Origin of the sequence: Rhodococcus sp. 05-339-2, from assembly GCF_002258965.1 — a bacterium.
Classification (GTDB): domain Bacteria; phylum Actinomycetota; class Actinomycetes; order Mycobacteriales; family Mycobacteriaceae; genus Rhodococcoides.
The window spans coordinates 213142-229034 of record NZ_NOYW01000011.1 but is presented as its reverse complement, the minus strand read 5'-3'; the positions used below and the strand labels follow the sequence as shown (position 1 = coordinate 229034).

14 protein-coding genes are annotated in these 15893 nt (G+C 63.3%); 9 read left to right on the top strand and 5 right to left on the bottom strand.

The window, feature by feature from the left end; all coding sequences use genetic code 11:
• Nucleotides 1–2 precede the first annotated feature (2 nt).
• The 8 genes from CH273_RS10510 (at nt 3) to CH273_RS10475 (ending at nt 10062) form a co-directional block, all read left to right on the top strand.
• Entirely contained in the window at nt 3–677 is a 675-nt protein-coding gene (locus CH273_RS10510) for an NUDIX hydrolase (protein ID WP_032395070.1), read from the top strand.
• 48 nt (nt 678–725) lie between these two features.
• On the top strand, nt 726–1892 hold the full coding sequence (locus CH273_RS10505) for a hypothetical protein (protein WP_052049441.1): 1167 nt from the start codon (nt 726–728) through the stop codon (nt 1890–1892).
• Nucleotides 1893–1983: 91 nt separating this feature from the next.
• Nucleotides 1984–3285 (top strand): T3SS (YopN, CesT) and YbjN peptide-binding chaperone 1, encoded by a 1302-nt coding sequence (locus CH273_RS10500; protein WP_052049440.1) that lies wholly within the window; start codon nt 1984–1986, stop codon nt 3283–3285.
• A 92-nt stretch (nt 3286–3377) separates the two neighbouring features.
• A complete protein-coding gene (locus tag CH273_RS10495) occupies nt 3378–4397 on the top strand; it encodes an AurF N-oxygenase family protein (RefSeq protein ID WP_032395069.1) in 1020 nt (339 codons plus the stop codon).
• A 46-nt stretch (nt 4398–4443) separates the two neighbouring features.
• Nucleotides 4444–6042 carry an FAD-dependent oxidoreductase gene (locus CH273_RS10490; protein WP_052049439.1) on the top strand — a complete coding sequence of 533 codons (1599 nt, stop codon included), beginning with the start codon at nt 4444–4446 and terminating at the stop codon, nt 6040–6042.
• A 184-nt stretch (nt 6043–6226) separates the two neighbouring features.
• Entirely contained in the window at nt 6227–7036 is an 810-nt protein-coding gene (locus CH273_RS10485) for a hypothetical protein (RefSeq protein WP_032395068.1), read from the top strand.
• A gap of 90 nt (nt 7037–7126) precedes the next feature.
• On the top strand, nt 7127–8425 hold the full coding sequence (locus tag CH273_RS10480) for a DUF2786 domain-containing protein (protein WP_032395150.1): 1299 nt from the start codon (nt 7127–7129) through the stop codon (nt 8423–8425).
• A 20-nt stretch (nt 8426–8445) separates the two neighbouring features.
• Entirely contained in the window at nt 8446–10062 is a 1617-nt protein-coding gene (locus CH273_RS10475; RefSeq protein ID WP_032395067.1) for an AMP-binding protein, read from the top strand.
• 10 nt (nt 10063–10072) lie between these two features.
• Here the strand turns inward: CH273_RS10475 and CH273_RS10470 are convergent, their stop codons facing one another.
• From CH273_RS10470 to CH273_RS10460, 3 genes are all read right to left on the bottom strand, one after another.
• Entirely contained in the window at nt 10073–11668 is a 1596-nt protein-coding gene (locus CH273_RS10470) for an ABC-F family ATP-binding cassette domain-containing protein (RefSeq protein WP_032395066.1), read from the bottom strand.
• A 91-nt stretch (nt 11669–11759) separates the two neighbouring features.
• Nucleotides 11760–12461 (bottom strand): aminoglycoside 3'-phosphotransferase, encoded by a 702-nt coding sequence (locus CH273_RS10465; RefSeq protein ID WP_032395065.1) that lies wholly within the window; start codon nt 12459–12461, stop codon nt 11760–11762.
• Nucleotides 12458–13135 (bottom strand): SanA/YdcF family protein, encoded by a 678-nt coding sequence (locus CH273_RS10460; protein WP_052049437.1) that lies wholly within the window; start codon nt 13133–13135, stop codon nt 12458–12460. Before CH273_RS10460 ends, CH273_RS10465 begins: the two co-directional genes overlap by 4 nt.
• Before the next feature lie 320 nt (nt 13136–13455).
• Between CH273_RS10460 and CH273_RS10455 the strand changes: the two genes are divergently transcribed.
• The gene (locus CH273_RS10455) at nt 13456–14829 is read left to right on the top strand and encodes a dicarboxylate/amino acid:cation symporter (RefSeq protein ID WP_032395064.1); all 1374 of its coding nucleotides are present in this window, start codon (nt 13456–13458) and stop codon (nt 14827–14829) included.
• A 60-nt stretch (nt 14830–14889) separates the two neighbouring features.
• Here the strand turns inward: CH273_RS10455 and CH273_RS10450 are convergent, their stop codons facing one another.
• A complete protein-coding gene (locus tag CH273_RS10450; RefSeq protein ID WP_143546199.1) occupies nt 14890–15234 on the bottom strand; it encodes a hypothetical protein in 345 nt (114 codons plus the stop codon).
• 64 nt (nt 15235–15298) lie between these two features.
• The gene (locus CH273_RS28435) at nt 15299–15868 is read right to left on the bottom strand and encodes a DUF3558 domain-containing protein (protein ID WP_082322441.1); all 570 of its coding nucleotides are present in this window, start codon (nt 15866–15868) and stop codon (nt 15299–15301) included.
• Nucleotides 15869–15893 lie beyond the last annotated feature (25 nt).

Sequence of the window (15893 nt, the reverse complement as noted above, 5' to 3'; positions counted from 1 at the left end):
GCATGACGTGGCGAGACAAAGACGGCAAGGCTCTGACCGACTATCCGCGCCCCTCGGTGGCCGTCGACGTCGCAGTACTGACCATCCGCGAACGGCGACTGCACGTCGTCGTCGTTCGGTCGGACCGCGGCCTCGCGTTACCGGGCACTTTCCTGCGGCCGTCGGAGACTCTCGCCGACGCGGCCGACCGCGCGTTGAGGACGAAGGCAGGCCTGATCGATCTCTCATTTCATCAGCTCAGGATGTTCGACGGTCCTGATCGCGACGACCGCGGATGGGTACTGTCGATGGCGCACAGCGCAGCGATATCGGCTCGATCACTTGCTCCCACAACAGAATCGATGCCGATCGACGGCTCGGAACCGGTCTCGTCGCTGGCCTTCGATCACGGCGACATGGTGACCGAGGCGGTGCTCGACCTCCGTCATCGCTACGCGCGTGAGGTCGATCCCGCGCTGTTGACGGACGCTCGATTCACCCTTCTCGAACTCCGTGAGCTGTACGAGATCGTGTTCGATCGCCCGCTGCCGAAAGACACTTTCCGACGCCACGTCATCGGCTCGTTGCAAGGGACGGGCGCAACCTCGACCGCAGGTGGCGGCCGCCCCGCAGAGCTGTATCGCCGTGCCGCGGATCCAGCTCTTCCCGCGACTGCGGGATCGTTCCTTCTTCGCTGAGGGCACGGATCGGCGAAACCGGACATGCCAACAGATAAGCTGGGAGTCATGGGATCGAAGCGGCCTGCCAACCGCGGACAGAAACGCGCAGAAAAGACCAAGGCCCGGCAACGGCGTCACCAGCAATCCCGACCGGCCCCGACCGGTGCCGTCACCGAACGCATCGCCGACCTGATCGACGGTTTCGTCGAATGGCTCGACGAGAGCGAGATGTCGGAACAGTCGGAGGCCATCTCTCGGCTCGTGTCGTCGACACTGACCCAACTGGCCGGGGCGCGTCAGGGATTCTCGCCCAGCGCATGGCTTCCCGCAGATGCGCACCTGCTGGTGGATGCGGCCGAACGGATCCTGCAGGAAGAGTCCGACACTGCGGAGGACACCGCGGTCAATCTCGTTCTCACCTCGCTGCAATACCTGACATTCCTCGACGAGACCGATCTCTGGGACGGCAGCCCCGAGGACTACGCGCACTGCATGGAAGACCTCTCGGACTTCCTCGAGGGCGACGAGCCCGACATGCTCGATGCCGACGACATCGACCTGCCAGACGTTTCCCTGGCCCAGGAACTCGCCGCGATCTCGGCGCTTCCGCTGCTGCCCGCCCTCGATGACATCGTCGCGCGTGTGGCCGATGGATTGGCGGTGGCCGACAACGCCGACCTGCAGGAGGCCGTCGGCTCGACCCTGGTCGATCCTGCCCGGCTCGATGTGGGTGCCGCGGTCGATTACTGGTCGACGGCCATCGCCACCGAATTGATTCGCATCGATGGAGACACCGCCCGGCCGGGAGACAACGCCCATTCGCTGGCCGGCCGTGGAGCCGAGACCGTGCACGAGCTGGTTGCCGAACACGTTCGCGTGCAGCTGTCGGGAGACGCCGACGACCCCGACGTGTCACGGTCACTGGCCAACACGTTCGCGGTGCAGACGCTGCTGGCTGCCATGACCGACGAGCTGCCGATCAACAACGAGGGCGAGGACTACGCCGAGCTCGAAGGTGAGGATCTCCGTACGGCGCAGCTGATCGACCACCGCGTTCGATCACTCATCGAGCAGGGCATCCTCGTCAGGATCGAGGAAGTACTCGCCGTTCCGCACGCGTTGCGTCCGGCAGTGCTGGACGGTGTGGCCGAGGCGCAGCCGTTCGGTGTGATCGACGAGGAGTCGCAGGACGACCCGCTCTACGGCTCGGTCGAGGATTCGGCATCGTCGTGACAACCCACGCGAGCGCCGAGACCCTGTCGGTGGTCGCCGCTAGCGTCACCGACTGCGCGTTACGCCGACGCGATCTGGGTAAGGAGCCGACATGAGCGATTCACTCGAGTTCGACTTCGACGTCGACGCTGCCTGGATGCACTTCCAGCGCAAGCTCGGCGATTACGTCAGCGCGATGCGCGACGGCGATGCGCTGGTGATCGAGTCGCGTTACGACACCACCGACGGCGTGCCCGACACCGCCGCCTGTGTGCAGTTCTATGCCTGGGATCTGGATATGGTCCGCTGCGAAATTCCCGCGAACGAGCATCTGCACAGTAGCCGCGCCATCACCGTCGAGCAGCGAGATGCGCTCAGCCATATCGGATTTCGCACGTCGGTCGATTCGGAGCCCACGGCACCACACGTGGACCGAAATCGCTCGTGGTCCGATGATCTGGCGAAGAAGACCGTCGCGGTGTTTCGCGACATCTGGGGTCTGCCCCACCCGTCCTTCCTGGGCTCACGCGCCACCGGTCGCTACGACGTCCCGAGTTTCGACGCCACCACCGCCGAGACCGACACGGCCGTCGTCCCACTGTGCGTGCAACCGAAGGGCAAGGAGCACCTACAGCAACTCGTCGACCGCGCCCTCGAGCCATGGTTCGGCTTCCCGCCGGATCACGACCCCGACGGCGACATCCCCCTGCGGTTCGCGGGCGGTACCGCCTACGTGTCGGTCAAGCCCACCGAACCTGTGGTCGAGATCAATTCGACGCTGGTGCACGCCGTATCCGGACGAACCCGCGCAGCCGAGTTGCTGGTCGATCTCAATCTGCAACTCCCCGACGTGATGCTGCACCTGGTGCAGGACTGCATCGTCGCGCAGGTGCGAGTGAGCGGGTCCCCCTTCGTTGCCGATCACCTGCTGTGGGCGGTGCGAATGCTCAGCCACGTGTGGGAGCAGGTCGACGAGAAGTTCGCCGAGGATTTCGGCGGCGCACTCGGGGAACCGACTCCGCCGCCGATCGACGCGGACGACTTTCCGGACGGGCTGCTCGAACTGGTCGAGCTTCTCGACCGGTCCGACGAATCCCTCGACCTCGACACCGTCCTCGGTCGTTGCTCCTCCGATCGCGATGTCGTCGTCTCCTACCTGCGCATCAGCGCCGAGCAGGAGGCGTCGTGGCGGGGTATGGCCGTCGCTGCAGATCTCGGTGACGAACACTGCGACGTCGACGAGGCAGACCGAGAAGCCGGCAAGTGGGGCCGCGCGGTTACCGCTCTGCGCGAGGTACTGCGCAGCACACCCGAGCAGGTCACGCCGGTGGTCGATCCGTCGGCGATCCAGTTGCAGCTGTTCGAGACCGACGAGGTGGCAGAGATCTCCGACGAGCGTTCGGACGAACAGTAGGCGGCGACCCAACAGGATTTCTTCTACGCGCTTCCCTTTCGTGTTAACTGGGGTTACATTAACCCTATGTTCGCACCTCGTTTGGAGAAGCCATGACACTGACGACAGGCACCACGTCCGTTTCGGTCGATACCGACACCACGGACGAACAGCAGTACAACGAGACGCTCACTTTGCTGTCCGAAGGTTCTGTGCACAAGCACTTCGATCCGTACGTCGACATCGACTGGGAGTCCGAGAAGTTCGCGGTACCTGCGAACGATCCCCGCTGGGTACTCCCCGCCAAGACGGACCCGATCGGCGGCCACGACTGGTATCGCACACTACCGCTCGAGAAGCAGATCGAGATCGGCATGTGGCGCCAGGCCAACGTCGCCAAGGTCGGTCTTCAGTTCGAGAACATCCTGATCCGCGGCATGATGCAGTACGTGTTCTCGCTGCCCAACGGCTCGGCCGAGGCACGCTACTGCACTCACGAATCCATCGAAGAGTGCAACCACACCCTGATGTTCCAGGAGATGGTCAACCGCGTCGATTCCGACGCCCCCGGCATGAGTCGGCCCATGAAGATGCTCTCGCCGTTCATTCCCCTGTTCGCCACGCTGCTGCCCGAACTGTTCTTCGTCGGCGTTCTCGCAGGCGAGGAACCCATCGACCACATTCAGAAGTCGGTCCTGCGGTCCGGTGAAGACATTCATCCGATCATGCAGAGCGTCATGGCAATTCACGTCGCCGAGGAGGCACGACACATCTCGTTCGCGCACCAGTTGCTGCGACGTCGCGTTCCCAAGATGTCCAAGGCCGGGCGGTTCCTGCTCTCGCTGGCCTTCCCGGTCACGATGCGCATCCTGTGCGACGTCATCGTCATTCCGCCGAAGAAGTTCTGGACCAAGTTCGACATTCCCAAGCAGGTGAAGAAGGACCTGTTCTGGGGCACCGAGGAATCACAGCACGCGCTCCAGGACTACTTCGGAGATGTGCGCATGCTGGCCACCGACACCGGCATGATGAACCGCGCTGCTCGCCTGGTGTGGAAGCTGTGCGGAATCGACGGCAAAGCGTCGCGTTTCCGTAGCGAACCCGACCGCAGCTCGAGCCAGTTCGCCGCATAGCCCTCTCGCCGCTCAGCCATTCTTGCCCCTGCCGTCAGGAACCCTCATGCCCCACGTCGTCACCCAGTCATGTTGCAGCGACGCGTCATGCGTCTACGCGTGTCCCGTCAACTGCATTCATCCCACTCCAGACGAGCCGGACTTCCTGACGGCCGAAATGTTGCACATCGACCCGCAATCGTGTGTCGACTGTGGCGCATGTGTCTCGGCCTGCCCGGTCGACGCCATTGTGCCGCAGGCGAAACTGACCGAGGCACAACTGCCGTTCCTGACGATCAATGCGGATTTCTACAAGCAGGAGCGCCCGCCGCGGCCCATCCTGGCACCGGTCACCCCTGCAGCCTCGGTATCGAGGGATCGTCAGCCGCTACGAGTCGCAATCGTCGGATCGGGACCGTCGGCCATGTACGCAGCGGACGAGCTGCTCACCCAACCCGGCGTTCGCGTCGATGTCTACGATCGACTTCCGCGGCCTCACGGCCTCGCCCGACTCGGCGTCGCACCCGATCATCAGAAGACACGTCAGGTGTCCCGGTTGTTCGAAACCATCTCCGCACAAGAGGGATTCACCTACCACCTCGGCGTGGAGGTCGGCAAGGACGTCACCCACGACGAGTTGATGGACACCCACCATGCCGTGATCTACGCCGTCGGAGCATCATCGGATCGCGAGCTCCGCATTCCAGGAGCCGAATTGCCCGGGCGCAGTTCGGCGACCGACTTCGTCGCCTGGTACAACGGCCACCCCGATCACGCGCACCGCACCTTCGACCTTTCGCACGAACGTGCCGTCATCATCGGTAATGGCAACGTTGCACTCGACGTCGCGCGCATTCTGACGATGAATCCGGATGCGCTCGCCCAGACCGACATCGCACCGTATGCCTTGGACGCCCTGCGCCACAGCGCAGTTCGTGAAGTTGTCGTCGTCGGCAGACGCGGAGTTGCTCAGTCCGCCTTCACGGTGCCCGAGTTCGCCGGATTGTTGACCGTCCCCGATATCGACCTGGCCATCGATCGCAGCGAACTCGCACTCGATCCTGTCACCGTCCGACTCGCCGCGACCGACGACCTACCCCACGCCGTGGCACAGAAGCTGCAACTGCTTCGCCATGTCGACGAATCCCCCGAACACAGCGACGGTCGCAAGCGAATCACTCTGCGCTACCTTCTCTCTCCCACCAGAATCCTGGGCACCGACCGCGTGACGGGAATCGAGTTCGACCGAATGGGCCTCTCCGCGGACGGCGACGACGTGGTTCGCAGCACTCCGACCGGCGACGTGGAGAGCATCGAGGCCGGACTCGTCCTCACCTCCATCGGCTACCGCGGTGTCGCGATTCCCGGAGTTCCGTTCGACGACCGGGCGGGCATCATTCCCAACACCGGCGGCCGTGTGCTGGACGAATCCGGCGGGCAGACTTCGGTCGGCAGCTACGTCACCGGGTGGATCAAGCGGGGTTCCTCCGGATTCATCGGCACCAACAAATCCTGCGCTCAGGAAACCGTCGGCCATTTGGTCGACGACTTCAACGCCGGTCGCCTGACGGATCCGATCGAGCTGCCCGACACCTGGCCGACCGGGGCGAACCGGGGCACGCTACGACGCTCGAAAGACAGGCTGCTGGCCCTGCGCCGCTCCTGATTGCTCACCTCGGTTGGGATCAATGCGCCTTTCGGTCACTCCAACTGCAAGAAAGCCACATTCATCTGGGTGACGAAGGCCGCAGAACCAGGGAAGCAGTGTCGAGGTTGAAGCGTCGACCATCGGGGTACACCGAGGCACCGGCCACCGATTCGCGGCGGGCCAACACCTCGAGGAGTACGAGATGACGGCCCTGCGACGCATCTTCACCAGGACTGCCGTCCCAATTGTCGGTATTGCCGTGGCGTTGGTGTGCGCGGTACCGGCCCAGGCTCTGCCGTCTGCGGGCGATCTCGCGAACGTCCCGGCCCGAACCTCGCTGTCGTACGAACACATCCCGACGGGGACCTACGTGGGCAGCGCGGAGGACAACTCGGCGCGCCCAGGACTGTCGACGGTAAAGCTCTACATGGCCGACTACGTCGTCCGCTTCGGCGACGGTTCGCCCAGAGACCTCGACCTGGCCGCCAGGATGGTCCAAGTCAGCGACGACGGTGCCGCTTCGACGCTCGACAACAAATACCCACAGGCGATTTCGGCAACCGCCGCGGAATACGGACTCACCTCTACCTCGCGGGGCGGTTTCTGGGGCAACTCGTCCACGAGCACAGCCGACACCGTGCGATTCCTGGCGGCGAAGAAGCGCACCGATCCCGCCAGCCCCGTCCTCGCATGGATGAACACCGCGGCTCCTGTGGCACGCGATGGAATGGTTCAGGACTGGGGCACCGAGCAGTTGCCCGGCGTGACCGGGACCAAGTGGGGATGGGCCGACGACCGATCGAGTGTGGTGGCGTCCGCGTCGATCGGCGATGACTTCGTCATTGCATCCAATACATACGGACCGACCCGATCCAACACCGACGACGTCATGGCGGGCCTCGGCGGCATCGAATTGACGGCACCGCCCGCCGCCGCTCCTCTTCCGAACCTTCCCGTGATACCCGGCCTGCCGTCGGTCGAGGAACTACTGCAGATGCTCGCTCCTCGCTGACACGTTCGAATAGTTTGTCGGACCCCTCCCTTACTCTGCGTCTCACCGAACAGTTCGGGGACCACACCGGGGGACGTGGAGGGGACGACGATGAGTCGTATCGATCTGGACAGTTTTTTCAAGTACACGCGCGCGACGAACGCGTGGGAGGATGCCGACCCGAGCGAATTGCTCGACAGCGGAATCGGTTTCGCCCAACTCGGATCAGCCGGGAGAGACAGGGTCCGGCTGGTTGCAGAACGCTTGGCCGCTGTGGGCGAGCAACAGAGTCGTCCGGTGCACGACCGCGCAGCGCGAACACTCGACGAGGCTCTCGACGCTGCTTTCGAGAATGGTTGGCAGCCGGCCGAACTGGTGCACGTAACCCGCCAGTGCGCCGGAGGCGACGCCACTGTGGTCATGGTCGAGGCTATCGGCGCACACGCGGCGCGAAGCTCGGCGGAGCGCCTCGCTCCGGGTTCCTGGCGTGATCAATTGTCCGAGCTGCACATCGACTGCGCAGGGGGCACGACGGCCGAGCGCCTTCGGCGGTGGCGGTCGTACAACCGACGATCGTCGACGCAGTCCTGGTACACGCTGTTGCTCGTACTCGGTTGTGCGACGTGGTTGTTGCCCCTCGAGAAGCTCCTGCCCCCTCCGGGTCGATGGACCTCACAGTCGGCAGCGAGCGGCCCCGGACAAGCCACGGACTCGAAGATGCTCGGCAGAATACGAGGGCTGCTGGCCAAAGCCGAGTCGACGCAATTCCCCGCTGAGGCCGAGGCATTATCGGCCAAGGCCCAGGATCTGATGACCCGCTACGCGATCGACAGTGCGCTTCTCGACGCGGGGAACCATCGCAGCCTGATCGACGATGTCGTCACCCGTCGCATCATGGTGAGCAACCCGTACTCGAAGGCCAAACTGCTTCTGCTGCACAGTGTGTGCAAAGCCAACGGTGCCAGAACAGTATGGAAGAAGAAGTATCTGCTGGCCATCGTGATCGGTCTGCCCGTCGATCTCGATCTGTGCGAGCTGCTGTACACCTCGTTACTGGTCCAATCGGCACGCGCACTCGACGAGGCCGGCCAGTCGGCGACCTCGCGGACTCGCAGCTTCCGTCACGCATTCTTGATCGCCTACGCCCACCGAGTCGGCGAACGATTGCAAGACGCACGCACGCGAGCGACTGCAGCGGCGACCCAACAACACGGATCGGCTCTGGTGCCGATCATGGCGGAGCGATCCGATGCCGTGGACCGTGTCTACACTGCCCGGTACCCGTCGACGAAGACGATCAAGTTCGGCAGCGACAATACTCAGGGGTGGCTTGCTGGCCGTGCCGCCGCCGAACGCGCCGACCTGACCGGTGGGCGCGAACGTATCGACAAATCCGATCTGGCCTCGTAGTGCGGGCTACATTGGCTGACATGACCGGTCTGGATACTCCGCTGACGCCACTTCGCTTCCTCGAACGCGCTGCCGAGGTTCATCCCCACAAGACCGCCGTGGAGGACGGACCGCGCACCTTCACCTACGAGCAGTTCGCCGCCGCCGTCACCCGGCTCGCGCGTGCACTGCGCGCGTCGGGGGTCGGCCACGGCGATCGGGTGGCCTACATCGCGTCGAACTCGGCGGAGCTACTGTTCGCGCACTACGCGGTGCCGCTGGCCGGTGCCGTTCTGGTCGCGATCAACACCAGGCTCTCACCGGACGAAGTTCGCTACATCTGCGATCATTCCGGTTCGGTTCTGCTGGTAGGTGATTCGGAGCTGCTGGCCGGCCTTGGAACAGATCCCATCGCAGATTCGGTCACCGAGATCGTCGAGACTCCCTCGGTGGACGGCACGTACGAGAAGCTGCCGCACACCACTCGATACGACGCATTCCTCGAACGGGGCACGGACGAACCGATGGAGTGGGAGGTCGACGACGAGACGTCGACCATCACGATCAACTACACCTCGGGCACCACCGGTCGACCCAAGGGCGTGATGTACACCCACCGCGGCGCCTACCTCAACTCGCTGGGAGAACTGCACCACCAGGGGTTCGGCATCGACACCCGCTATCTGTGGACGCTGCCGATGTTCCACTGCAACGGATGGTGCACAACGTGGGCGGTCACGGCCGCGTCGGGCACGCACGTCTGTCTTCGCGGCGTCCGCGGCGATGCGATCTGGTCCGCCATCGACAACGGCGTCGATCACCTTGCCGGTGCGCCGACCGTGCTGACCACTCTTGCCACTGCAGCGCAGGCACATTCGCTGGATCGCCCCCTGACCATCGTCACGGCCGGTGCTCCCCCGAGCCCGACGATCATCGGCAAGATCCGTGCGTTGGGCGCAACGCTCGTGCACGTCTACGGACTCACCGAGACCTACGGGCCGTACTCGGTGTGCGAGGCGAAGCAGGAATGGCTCGAACTGGACGGCGACGAGCAGGCTAAACGCTTGGCTCGGCAGGGAGTCGGCATGCTCACGGCCGACCGTTTGCGTGTAGTACGCGACAAAGCTGGTGTCGGCGGAACGCTGATCGACGTCGAACCCGACGGCGTGGAGATGGGTGAGATCGTCATGCGCGGCAACAACGTCATGAAGGGGTACTACAACGACACCGCCGGCACGACAAAGGCTTTCGCCGGCGGCTGGTTCCATTCCGGCGACCTCGGGGTGATGCATCCCGACGGCTATGTTCAGTTACTCGATCGAGCCAAGGATGTCGTCATAGCCGGCGGCGAGAACATTTCGACGATCGAGGTGGAACAGGCACTTGCCAGCCACCCCGCCGTCGCCGACGTCGCAGTGATCGGGGTACCCGACGACAAGTGGGGAGAGCGACCGAAGGCATTCGTGGTGTTGGCACCGGGCGCGGACGCCTCCGAGGCCGACCTCGTGGCACACGTGAAATCGGCCATCGCGTCGTACAAGGCCCCGCGCAACGTCGAATTCATCGTCGAGCTGCCGAAGACATCGACCGGCAAGATCAGGAAGAAGGAGCTGCGCGACGCCGAGTGGGGCACGTCCGCGTCGAAGATCAACGGGTAGCCCACTCTGGTCACGCCATCTGCACACCGGCGATTTCGGTGACGCCGCCCTTGCCGTCGAACGACAACTGCCGAAATGCCACCTTCTCGACGAAGAACCTGTCGTGGCTCACCAGGATCACCGCGCCGGGAAACGCCATCAGTGCGCGTTCGAGCACCTGGGTGCTCTGCAGGTCGAGGTGGTTGGTGGGCTCGTCGAGCACGATGACGCCTGCGCCGAACAACAGGCACTGCGCCAATGCAACTCGTGCCTTCTGCCCTCCGGACAGCACGCCGATCTTCGACTTGAGATCCATCTCGGAGAACTGCAGCAACGTGAGAAAGCGGTGCACTTCCTTCTTCGTCGCCGTCAGAGCGAGACTGCCCGGCATCGCGTTCACCGAATGCGACACCGTGTCGTCGAGATCGAGATCGGCCAGCACCTGGTTGTAGTAGATGAACGACGGCGCTTTGGTCTTCCATTTGATCTTGCCGCTGTCCGGCTGCTCGGCACCGACGAGAATGTCGACGAGAGTGGTCTTGCCGCACCCGTTCGGTCCGGTGATGGCGATACGGTCGCCGCGATGCACGGTGAACGAGATGTTCTGGAAAAGTCGTTGCTCGCCATAGCTTTTGGAGATGCCCGTGATCTCGGCCAGGTTGTCGTGGACGTGCAGTCCGCCGTAGATCGCAGTGACCACCGTATCGACCGGACGCGGACTCTTGCTCTTCTTGATGTTCGCGAGCCGACGCTTGAGCACCCCGCTGGGGTTCTTCACCGCTTCCTTGCGATCGCTGATTGCTTCCTGCTCGTATGCCAGCAACTGTTGCTCGTTGCTGAACTCGCGTTCGAGGTTCTTGAGTCGAAACTGTTTCTGCTGAACGTATTCCGAGTAGCTACCGTCGTACGTCTGGAGGTGGTGGTTCTCGATTTCGACGATGCTGGTGACGACCTGTTCGAGGAATGCGCGGTCGTGCGAGACGACGAGAAGCGCTCCGCGGAAATCGCGCAGCCAGCGCTCGAGCCACGCGATGCCGGCCACGTCGAGGAAGTTCGTCGGCTCGTCGAGTAGCAGAACGTCGGGCGCTTCGATGAGGATCTTGGCCAGCGCTGCGCGGTTGCGCCAGCCGCCGGACAGTCGATCGACGGGTAGTTCGCGGCGTTCGGCGTTGAATCCGAGCATGGACAGCACCGTGTCGATCTGTTGGTGATAGGTCCAGCCGCCACTGTTCTCCATGGCATCGAGCAGTTCGGCTTGGCGATCGACGAGCTTGTACATCTGCTTCTCGTCGAGGTCACCTCCGAGTGCGGCTTCGACCTCGGCCAACTCGACCTCGGTAGCGTGGACAGCGACGAAAAGAGATGCGAGCTCCGCCTGGATGCTGCGATCGCCGTCGAGTTCCGAGAACTGCGAGAAGTACCCGATCCGGGCTCCCTCGGTGACATCGACCGTTCCCGTATCGGGCGTCTCACGTCCGAGAAGCAGCTGCAGCAGGGTGGTCTTGCCCGTTCCGTTGCGCCCGATCAGACCGATGCGATCGCCGTCGGCGAGGCGAAAGAACACCTCGCGCAGCATGACCTTCTGGTCGTATCCCTTGGCAACGTCGTTCAAGCGAATCCAGCTCAAGCGTCCACTTCTCCTGAATACACGGGTCCGCTGAGTAGTCGAACCGGGCTCGCTCACTCTAGCCGCGCGCGGCTCCGTTCGATTCTGCTGCTCACGTGGACTCCCACAACCACAGGTAGTAAGCGAGGCGCTCACTGTCGAGGTCGATGCCGTACGCGTCCAAGAAGGCCGCGCAGTAGTCGCGTCCGAAGTTGTACTCGGTGCTCCAGATTGCCGGTGCCAGGTCTGCCCATCGATCGGCGACGCCCATGGTGCCCATGTCGACGTGTGCTGCCCAGGATCCGTCGTCGGTGATCAGGGTGTTGGGCATGTAAGCGTCGCCGTGGCACACGACGAGTCGATCGATCGGCGGCGGTTCGACCGGCAGGTCGCGATCGCCGATGCGAGAGATCACCGACCAATCGAACGGGCATTGTGCGACGGGGACAGCATCGTGAAACGCCCGAAGGCCGGTCGCCGCCCCTCGAACTGCGACAGCCGGGTCGGTCTTCCACCGATCGGCTACCGCGTTCCCCCACGGCAAGGCCTCGGTCACCATCCAGGAGCCCGAGTCATCGGAACCGGTGTCGAGGACCTCGGGCACCGGGCTGTATCGAATCACCCACTGCAGACGACGCCTCTCCTCCTCCAAGTCGATCGAGGCCGCGACCGGCGTCCACTTGACGTAGCGTCCTGTGCCGAGACGAAAAGTCAACCCGCCCAGTTCATTCGACCACACCGGCTCGATATCGTCAGGTCCCGCCAAGTCTCGCACCACGGTCGGGACTGTGATGTCGCCGTCGGGCACACTCATCGATCGGTGATGTTCGCAAGAGAATCGACGGGCGGAGACACCACCACGGGGTCGCGACCCGACCACAGATCCAGTACCGCTTTGGGGCGCGCCAGCAGCTCTCGCGCGTAGTTACGCACCACTGCAAGGGTATTGCAGTCGATGCACTCGGCCGTGACTCCGTCGACGTCGAGGTCCATGTCCTCACACAACGCTACTGCTCGCGACACGTGGAGGGGTTGGCTGATGATCAGTCCCCGTTCGACGCCGAACGTCTCCTTTGCGCGGGCGCAGGTGTCGTAGGTGTCGATGCCGTGATCGTCTCCGATGATCACACTGGGGTCGATTCCGTGCTCGATCAGGTAGTCGGTCATGGCTTGAATCTCATTGCCGGAGTTGCCGTCCGCGTCACCGGAGACCAGGATTGCCTTGATCTTCCCCGCTGCCATCAAGGCAATCGCCGTGTCGAGCCGTCCGGCCAGAAATCGCATCGGCTTGCCGTCGCGTACCTGTGCACCGAGGACGATGGCTACCGGCGCGTCCGGCGCATCGTCGACGTCGTAGACCTTCCCCGCCGTCGCATACGCCACCCAACCGGCCGATGCCAGAACGACGGCAACCAGGACGGCGACGACCGCGCAGAAGGCACCGACGAGTCGCCGGCCCAATCCTCGGGGCTTCGATTCGGTACTCATGATCTCGTTTCGTCGTCGTCAGGAAACCTCAAGCTAACCCACGAATACGGCGACCGAGGGTCGCCGCAGCGCACCCGTACCAATTCCACAGTGATCCCTCAGAGCCCGCCCCTGCTTGATTGCGCAGTTCGGAGGCGGAGTACCGTTCGATCAGTGAATCCGCTGCTGACCTCTCGACGGTATGTCGACTTGCGTCTGCAAGCCAGCGCTGCCTGTTGACGGTCCTCCAGACCGCAACCCCCTGAAGTTCGGCCCATCGGCCGACCAGCACTTCTGTCGTCCATCCCTGGCGACACCTCTCCTTTTCGAAAGGCATATCCATGTCTGCGCCCAGCGCTACCCGAACGCGCCGTGTCCCTACCTGGGCAACCGCATTCGGTCCACAGATCATTGCCGGACTCATTCTCGGAGTCGTATTCGGACTCATCGCCCGATCGATGCCCGACGCCGCCGACGGGAACGAGAACTGGTTGGTCGGCACCCTGTCGACCATCGGTTCGAGCTACGTCAAACTTCTCACCGTCGCGGTGATCCCGCTGGTGTTCACGGCGATCGTCAGTTCCATCGCCAACCTGCGCGAGGTCACCAATGCTGCCCGTCTGGCGATCCAGACGCTGTGGTGGTTCGCCATCACGGCATTCATCGCCGTCATCATCGGCATCGTGATCGGGTTGGTCGCGCAGCCCGGCTCGCGTACCAGCGCGGGCGCCGATTCGGCGGGCGATCCGTCGAGCGTTGGGTCGTGGTGGTCGTTCCTCACGGGGCTGGTGCCGAACAACTTCCTCGCGCTCGGTGCGAGAACCACGGTCGCCGACAGCGGCACCGCAACCACATCGCTGAGCTTCAACATCTTGCAGTTGCTGGTCATCGCTGCTGCCATCGGCATCGCTGCACTCAAGGTAGGCAAGAAGGCCGAGCCGTTCCTTGAGTTCAACGCGTCACTGTTGGCCATCGTGCAGAAGGTGCTGTGGTGGATCATCCGCTTGGCACCAATCGGCACCGCCGCTCTCATCGGCAACGCAGTGGCGACCTACGGCTGGGATGCCATCGGTTCACTCGGAGTCTTCACCGTGTCGATATACGTCGGTCTGGCCGTGGTGTTCTTCGTGGTGTACCCGTTGATCGTTCGCGCGCACGGCCTTTCGGTGCGCAACTTCTATTCGGGAGTGTGGCCGGCCACCCAGCTGGGCTTCGTCTCGCGTTCGTCGATCGGAACCCTGCCACTCACCGAGCGCGTCACCGAACGCAACCTCGGAGTTCCGCGCGAGTACGCGTCGTTCGCGGTACCTCTCGGGGCGACGACCAAGATGGACGGTTGCGCGGCAATCTACCCCGCAATTGCAGCGCTCTTCGTCGCTCAGTTCTACGGCATCGATCTCACCATCACCGATTACCTGCTGATCATTGTGGTGTCCGTGATCGGTTCCGCCGCAACGGCAGGAACAACGGGTGCGACGGTCATGCTCACCCTCACGCTGTCGACACTCGGATTGCCGTTGGCCGGTGTCGGTCTGTTGCTTGCGGTGGAACCGATCGTCGACATGGGACGCACCGCAGTCAACGTGACCGGTCAGGCATTGGTGCCGACCATCGTCGCCAAGCGTGAGGGAATTCTCGACCTCGAGCGCTACAACGCTCCGCGAAACGGTGACCCCTTCGTCGATGAGGAAGCGGACGTGGAACTCGCTCGCTGACAGAGCAATTCGATCTGCGATTCCCGACGACCGAGCACCTGGGTCGTCGGGAATCGGCGTCTATCGCGGTGGTGACAGAGCTACGACCGCGGAAGCGGTGTCTGTATCGGTCGCCTCGACACTGGCGAAATAGTGACGAAAGAACTCCCGCATCGTCTTGATGATCTCGATCTGCTGCTTGATCGCGAAGCGCGCAGAGCGTTCTTCGCCGACCGCGAGACGATGGAACTTGGCACCGAGCATCTGGGCCGAAGGCAAGTCGCCGAATGCTTCGGGAGATGACAGCCCGACAGTCATCTCGAACATCTTGTCCAGTTCCTCGAGATAGTCCGAACATGCCTTATCGCAGGCCACCGCCACATCTGCCTCGACGTGAAGTGCGCCGGCATTGGCCTGGTCGCGCAACGATCGCCAATATACGAGGTTGTCGGCCAGACCCGATGTCGTATCAGTCAATGTGGTGTGTCCTTCATTCCGGCAAGTACGACTGAAGGTCCTCAGCATGCTTGGCGACTTCGGCGCAGGGGTCGCCAAGCAAGTCCCTAGAACCAATTTTGTGGAGGATGAGAATGATCAGATTCCCGCTTGCGTCGAGCGCGATCCGACAACCCTCCGGTGGCATGCCGTCCCCAGCGACGTTGAGCCGCACGGCCGCGCGAGGGCCCACTCGGACCGAAACCTGGCCTACGTTCTGCGGACTACTCAAGTACTGATCGAGCGAATTGATCGATGACTGGACAACGAAGAAGTACCACGGGTTACCGGACGGCCCATCCCACGCACAGTTCTTCCAACCGGGATACGTTGTGATTCCCGCGAAATCCGGTCTCTCGGTACTCACGTCCAATCCACTTGCCGTCACGGCAGATTTCGGAATGGTGCATGGATCGAATGGCTCCGGACCGGCCGCCACCGTCGTCGATTCCGTCGAGGCGTCCCCACTCGCGACCGGGCTGCCCTGCGTCGAGCCCCCACACCCCGTCAGCACCAGCGCCGAAGCACAAACCACCGCGAGCAAACGCCCACCCACCAGCCGCATTCGTTCAACCTCTCGACACAGACGT